At 60.8% G+C, this 6,000-nt stretch carries 6 protein-coding genes; all 6 read right to left on the reverse strand.

Annotation, left to right across the window (positions count from 1 at the left end):
- Nucleotides 1–187 precede the first annotated feature (187 nt).
- The gene (locus AB1451_10760; GenBank protein MEW6683386.1) at nucleotides 188–859 is read right to left on the reverse strand and encodes a class I SAM-dependent methyltransferase; all 672 of its coding nucleotides are present in this window, start codon (nucleotides 857–859) and stop codon (nucleotides 188–190) included.
- Nucleotides 860–890: 31 nt separating this feature from the next.
- The gene (locus tag AB1451_10765) at nucleotides 891–1,574 is read right to left on the reverse strand and encodes a hypothetical protein (protein MEW6683387.1); all 684 of its coding nucleotides are present in this window, start codon (nucleotides 1,572–1,574) and stop codon (nucleotides 891–893) included.
- Nucleotides 1,575–1,920: 346 nt separating this feature from the next.
- A complete protein-coding gene (locus AB1451_10770; GenBank protein ID MEW6683388.1) occupies nucleotides 1,921–2,625 on the reverse strand; it encodes a methyltransferase domain-containing protein in 705 nt (234 codons plus the stop codon).
- A 731-nt stretch (nucleotides 2,626–3,356) separates the two neighbouring features.
- Entirely contained in the window at nucleotides 3,357–4,781 is a 1,425-nt protein-coding gene (locus tag AB1451_10775) for a patatin-like phospholipase family protein (protein ID MEW6683389.1), read from the reverse strand.
- 251 nt (nucleotides 4,782–5,032) lie between these two features.
- The gene (locus AB1451_10780) at nucleotides 5,033–5,410 is read right to left on the reverse strand and encodes a hypothetical protein (protein ID MEW6683390.1); all 378 of its coding nucleotides are present in this window, start codon (nucleotides 5,408–5,410) and stop codon (nucleotides 5,033–5,035) included.
- Nucleotides 5,411–5,507: 97 nt separating this feature from the next.
- A partial coding sequence (locus AB1451_10785) for a DUF3604 domain-containing protein (GenBank protein MEW6683391.1) occupies nucleotides 5,508–6,000 on the reverse strand: 493 nt, incomplete at its 5' end.

Below are 6,000 nucleotides of genomic sequence, written 5' to 3' on the forward strand. Positions count from 1 at the left end.
GTCGACTGCGTTGGGATTGTGCTGCGCCAATCGAGTGATCGAGAACTCCAACCCCGCCGGCGCGAGGCGTGAGTCGAGTGCCGGCGAGCGTCGCAAACAGGGTGTCCAACACCATTCTCTTTCCCTCGAGCGTCGTGGCTAGTGACTTGTTGGATTGGGCGACCGCTGCACGTTCGTTTCCACCGCGTTAGGCAGCGACTGTGAATACACCGAGATTGCCTCCTCCGTAGTAGCGAGCCGTCATGTTGTTTCGCTCACGAGCACTGAGCCAGCCCTCGAGGCCGCCAGTGCTCATGAATTCCTGGAAATTCTCGTAGTGAGCTGGATTGATACCGCCCATCTGTTTTTCGTCGTTGTCGATAAGCCGCCCGACCGCTCGGGAATACCACTTCAGATTTTTCGAAATCGTGAAGTCCAGCGCAATCAGCAGTCCGCCCGGTCTGACTGCGCGATGCATCTCGCCCCACACAGAATCACGTTGGGAAGCATCCATCTCGTGTAGCGCGAGACTAACTACCGCAGCGTCGAACGCACCAGAAAATGGCATATGGCAGGCGTCGCAATGCAGGAAGCGGGCTACCCGCTGCTTTGTTCTTGCGCGGTCAAGCATGGTTGGGGAGGAATCTACCCCAGTGACGTCAAACCCCGCCATTGAAAGACGGCAGGCCAGGCAACCAGAACCGCAACACACGTCGAGCACGGTATGCGCACCCCCGCCTTGTAGTATTCTGAGAATACCCGTTCTCGCGCGACGGAGCATTAGCCCCTGTACCTGCTCTGCGACGGGCAGCGCTCTCCTCAGCGGTGCATAGAAATCGGGTTGATTGTTCGCCGGTTTGCTTTTGGTGTGAGCGGTCACGCACGTGTCTCCGATTCGCTACCGAACAGGCTCACCGGCACGCGCCGTCGTTGCGTGCGTCCGGTGGAGCGTCTTGTTGGGCCACGACATCGCCCATCCTACGCCGACGAACACGGCGCCGCAATAAGCATAGACCCAGTACCAGCCCTACGAGCAAGAGTGGGGCTGTTACCGAAAGTGGGCTGCCCTTGTAGACACCAGAAGTTGGATTATTGATTGGCGTGACCCCTTCCCGCCGTCGATAGTGGCGCACAGCAAGGCGATCGGCATACCAAACGCCAAACTCGACCAGAACATTGTCCGCACGAAGCAGAAAGCGAACGCGGCCCTCTCCATCCCATTCAGCGTTCGGACACTGCATCAAGACTTGTTGATAGCGCTTCTTTGGATCAAAGGGCGCGACGGCCTCCTGGTTCTGCCCATCTTTATAAAAGGAGCCGGGCTTCGGGAATGCCGAATTTCCCATCCTGCTCGCAGTATTCCCGCGAAAGTAGCCCAGAATCGTAGCCGTTGCCGCCTGGCCCGATGGGGTGAGTTCAGGCAGGTAAGTCAGTCCACCGCTATAGCGGAGTGTGCAATCAACGACATTCTTGAATGGCTCTCTGGCTCGTTCCGCTTGAACCGTGATGTTCGTGAATTCTCCACTGCGAGCAATGATCGCTTTCCCACTCGCGGGCTTCATCGGGGATATCCAGTTCTCGGTCTCTTTTTCCAACTCCCAGATACCCTCCCACGAGGGGTCGAGTATCTGTGTAGTACTTTTCATCCCGTCGGGCACCCATTCGTGGTATCCAACTCGGTGAAGGAGAAACACAGCCCAGGGTCTGGCAGATGTCGGCGTGGAGACGATAGACCTGGTCTTCACGGTTCTGAGCGGGTGTCGGCATCTATCGACCTCAGAAGCCAGAATGGCTTTCGATGTTTCGAAATAACGATATACCATAGGCCTTTCTTTCGATTGCCGTCAAGCCCGATCCATGAACACGACAAAGAATCCCCGTCAACAGACGGGCCGAACCGCTTTCGCTTCGGAGTCATCGCAGCCTCCATCGTCTCGGGCCTCATCGCTGCCTCTCTGCCACGATGGCGATAAACGCTCCCGCCCCTGGGAGGAGCCGCTTGAGCAGATGGTCCACCCTGCGTGCCCGTTTGAGGAACCCGCCGCTTCGAATGGGGGGGAGATGAAGGACGACGCGCGCGTCGCGCGGCACCAGCCCGTTGCGCCGAAGGAGCCGCTCCAATTCCCGCCTGCTCCAGAAATGCGCTTGGTTGTAGATCGTGTCCTTCACCAGACCTTTCAGCCGTCTAACCAACGCCCACGAACTCCAGCGGTGCAACTCGCCGATCACGACTCGGCCGCCGGGCGCGAGCACCCGGCGCATTTCAGCGAGCGCCCGATCGGGCTCGGACACGAAGCAGAGCGACGTGACGGCCACGGCGAGGTCGGCGCTCGCCGACCGAAGGGGAAGCGCCTCGGCCGAGCCGCACACCCAGGAACCGGGAAGACCAGCCGCACGAAACTTTTCGCGGGCAATCGCGAGCATCTCAAATGACGTGTCGACACCGACCACGCGCACCCCTCGACGCGCCAGCTCCAGCGCGTAGGTGCCCGTTCCGCACCCGATGTCGATGGCCCGTGAGCCGGGTTTGACGTCGGCCAGACCAAAGATCGCCTCCTGCTCCAGGGTATGAGCAAAAGCTCCCAGGGGCGTCTGATACCAGCTATCGTAGCGGGCGGCGAGATCTTCAAAATCGGATGGTGCCACACTGGTATAGTGGAGCAGTGGGCGAGAGGACTCCATTCCCAAAAGGAGGTATAGGACCGATTTGACGAATCGCAGAAGGGGTGCCGGGCGTTCCGACGATGCCCGACAGATACTCAGAGTTTTGAAGGCGAGAACCGCCAGTCACCTTGTCCGTGTCCTCAGGCAAAGGCGCGTTCCTCTGGCGGACAGTGCGTCTTTCTCGGCTGGCGTTGCTGCTACCAGGGTGCTACCAACCCCTCCGAAATCCGGCCATATTAAGGGAATGTCTTCTTACTCAATTTCATCGAGTTGTCGTGGGCTTAACTCTTCTTCGTTCTTCTCCGGTTGCCCCTCGATATTTTTCGCAATCAGCAGGTCACCGGTTCGATCCCGGTACCCTCCACCAATTCAACTACTTAGAAGCCTGATGACGTGCCCCGAACAGTCAGCAGGTCACGGCTCAAGAGCCGGCACCGTACCCCCATAGATCTCAAACACTTCTGAGCCCCGGAAGGTGGACATCCGGTCGTTGTGCTGAAACTGTACTGGCGCCGTCCGCTTGGGGCGGTACGGCGCAGGATCACCTTCACTCGTGCCACCTCGCGGGGTGAGAACGGCTTGGTGACATAGTCGTCCGCGATCGCGAGGCCGACCGGCTTGTCCACTTCCTCCACGCGGGCGTCAGCACGAGAATCGGGACGTCCGATGTCTGGCGGATCCTTCGGAGTCGGCTCACGTTAGGGCACGCCCATTCACCGAGGTTCCAGGAACTCCCCGATCTTCGATTCATTCTGGGCGACCACCTTGGCCGCGGCTGTCACGACCAGGTCTCGATCGCACGTCGATTTCAACCAGAGCCGCGTGACAATCCCGGCCAGGTGCTCGCCGACATCCTTCGGTGATTTCCAGTTGACCTTCTCTTCGCGGCAGGACTCCGGAAGATCGCTCAAATCCTCCTTCCACACCGCATCCGTGTGCCGGAGGACGACGACCGTCAGGGTGCGCTCGTCAGGCAAGAGCCCCTCCCGCTGTGCGACTCGGAAGAAGAACGTTCGATACGCGTTCGACCGCTCTTCCATAATACTCGGAATCCGCGAGTAGTCGTAGGTGAAGAGGCTGAACCCTTCGGAGCGAAAGCTCAGGGACTTGCCGCCCACGTCAAACGGAAACGAGCTGTCCAGCGAGATGATGAGGACGCGCCGCGTCTTCCCTTCTTGCAATCTTTTCAGAGCCACCATCAACACGGATTCGGCGCCCGAGTTGTCCGACAGCCCGCCGTCGCCCGCGTGCCAATACGGGTCTTGATCACCCACGCGAAACGTGATCGGACCGATCACGGGCGGGAAGGACATGGACGCGGCCACGGCGGCGGCCACTTTGATCGAGCAGACATCGAGATGGAGGTCGCCGGGGGTCCGGGACTGCAGGGTTTCCCACCGGGTTTGGAGCAGGCGTTGAACCTCCTCATCCAGTTCCCCTTGTCCCGGAGAGCGCTCCAACTCGCGGACAAAGTCATATCGGAGCGCCTCGGGATCGAGCGTGGTGACCACGAAGCGGCGTGCGTCGTTATAAAGCGTGGTGTTGACGAGCAGATAGGGACTGTCGCCTTGCGCTTCCCGGCGCGCCAGCGCGGCGAAATTCGCGTCGCCGAGATACTTTTCATTCATAATCTCGGCCAGTGAGCGCGCGGTCCAGGCCGGATTGAACCAGCGAAGTCGGAAAATTTGCCGCCGCAGCAGCGGACCTTCGTAGTCCTGCGCCATCGCATCCTTGAAGCCCGCGAAAAACCGCTGGTACTCCTTGCTGATCTCACCATTCGCTGTCAGGACCCGGGTCGCGTGAGAGGGCTTCTTGAGGACGTAGTACGCGGATGCCATGCTCCCACCGGACACACTGGAGATATAGGAGACCTGATCGAGCAGGGACCGGTGATCCGGCCCGACCTGCAACCGGCTCAGCGCTTCCAGCCCGCCCGCCGCGAACAGCGCGGCCCGGCTGCCTCCTCCGGACACGGACAAGCCGATGAGCACGTCCCCGTCGGGCGCACGCGCCGGCCGCACGCACTCCGCTTGCTGCGGAGTGGGCGCCACGCGATAGACCGGAGACGTCACACAGCCTGACGCCAGGAGCGCCACGAAGACGATCTGCAGTCGCAGAAGCCGAGCGATACGAGACATAGGTACCCCCCCGATGTTGCGCCTGATGATGGTCGGACGCCAAAACACCAACGCACGCATGTGACGCTCACCGCTCTCCGAACAGGTGGTCGTATCTGTGTCGTGGCGCTTCGCCCCGTCCCAGCCGGCATCAGAGCCAACTCTCGATCTCCATGAGCGACGAAGGAGGCCGGATCGTTCCGCATCGTCGGCGCTCCCCCGAACGAAGTATTCGGGATCTCCTCACTTTACTGAACGGTCATGGGGGTGGTTCACTTCTGCCTGCGCCTGAGACACGCGAGGCACCAGACGCCCATCGCCGCATGCAGGGCTACGGCCGGCCAAAGACCAACGCCGGAGAGGTCCAGGCCCGTACGCGCATAGACGAGGACTGCAACCGCGGCCATGTTGTAAAACAACATGGCCGTAATCAATCCTCGTGCCGCCTGGCTCTGTCCATCCTGGCGCGCCAGCCAACAAGCGATACCCAATGCCAGCAGCGCGGCCCCGGCCAGACGACCGACGACCAACCCGCCGGGCGTGTCGAGCGATGCGCCGACCATCACCGACGCTAGGACCGATGGCGCCGCCGCCAGCCCAAGGCCGGCTCCCAGCTCGATGATTGCCGTCGCAGTAAGCAGGGCGCTCATCGTTGTGTCCCCTCCCTACGTGATTCCCAGGATAGGCCGACTCCGGTTGCGACGGGTGGGTCGGTTTCAGTGGAGTCGGCGGTTCAGATTCGCGTCCTCACTTCCCGGGCGTATACCAGATCGGCGAGGTGTAGGCGCGCTCCTGGGTCGTCATCGGGACTTCCTTCGGCATCTTCACGCCATAGTATTTGGCATCGTAGGCGGTCCAGCGGGGCGTCGGGATCTCGATGACGCGCGCATAGTAGAACGCGCGCAGCGCCGGGTCGAAATTCGGATCTTTCCACACCGTGATCAGCTCCGGGTCGCCGATCGTGTTGGTCCAGAGCGCATTCTTCACATCTACGGTATTGCCGACCGGCGGAAGCTTACCCTTGGAGTCGGGCTTACGTTTGGCGGGATCGGCCCAGACCACGTCAAAGACTTTCTCCTGCACGTCACCTTTGGCGTCGAGCCAGCCTTTGACGATCTGGATGCGATCCAGATTCGCGCCGATCGGGTCCTTGAGGGCGGCGACGAGAAACGTCGGCGACTTCCCTTTCGGGGCATCGCGCAAATCACCGCCCATGGGTACGCCCTTGGTGTAGCCAACG

Source organism: Nitrospirota bacterium (assembly GCA_040757335.1).
Lineage (GTDB): Bacteria > Nitrospirota > Nitrospiria > 2-01-FULL-66-17 > 2-01-FULL-66-17 > JBFLXB01.